The following is a 713-nucleotide window of genomic DNA, read 5'->3' on the forward strand; positions in this document are numbered from 1 at the left end:
AGTACGGCTACGCCGTAATGCTCGGCGAGATCGCGGTAACTGGGGTTGATGTCCGGCTCGTAGCGATGCGCCTTGGTGACGCCACTGCGCAGATTATCGGGCACCAGGATCTGCGATGTGCCGCCGAGAAAAGCGAAGCAGCGCACGTGGGAGCCCAGCCAGTCGGGCAGCTTCTGCGACCAGGTGGCCTCGGCAAAGGTGTAGCTGGACGCGCCGAGAACGGCGACGAAGATCTGCGTTTGGCGGATCTCGCCGGTTCGCCGATCAATGACCGGTACGGTCTGGCCGGCGTAATCGACAAACAATTTTTCACCAGCACGATGTTCCTGGCGCATGACCACGTCGACCTTGGCAGCCCAGAGGCGGTAGTGCTCGCAGAACCAGCTGTATTGGAAGCCTTGCGGATGGGCGAGTCGATATTCCTGCCAAAGCAGGGCCAGAGTTACGCCGGGGCGGCGTAACTCCCCATGTACATGAGCCCAGTCTGGCACCGGCCTTTGATCGCTGGGAACGGTGGGCGGCGGCGGAAAAAGATGCCGTTGTAACTCGGCGTCAGTCAGCGCAGAGGGCCAGGTCAGGCCGCTGGCAGCAAAGCGATTGAGGTACTCACCGACGCTGGCTCGGCCTACTTGCAAGCTGCCAGCGACTTGGCGGGCAGATAGGCCGACCTCGAATTTGAGACGTAGCACTTCTCGGATTTTACGCATGGATAA

At 61.0% G+C, this 713-nt stretch carries 1 pseudogene; it reads right to left on the bottom strand.

Going from position 1 to position 713, the window contains the following annotated elements:
- A pseudogene (gene istA, locus AACY52_RS28905) lies at positions 1–713 on the bottom strand (IS21-like element ISPre4 family transposase); the annotation flags it as partial.

Source organism: Pseudomonas sp. EA_65y_Pfl1_P113, from assembly GCF_963970525.1.
GTDB classification, from domain to species: Bacteria; Pseudomonadota; Gammaproteobacteria; order Pseudomonadales; family Pseudomonadaceae; genus Aquipseudomonas; species Aquipseudomonas tritici.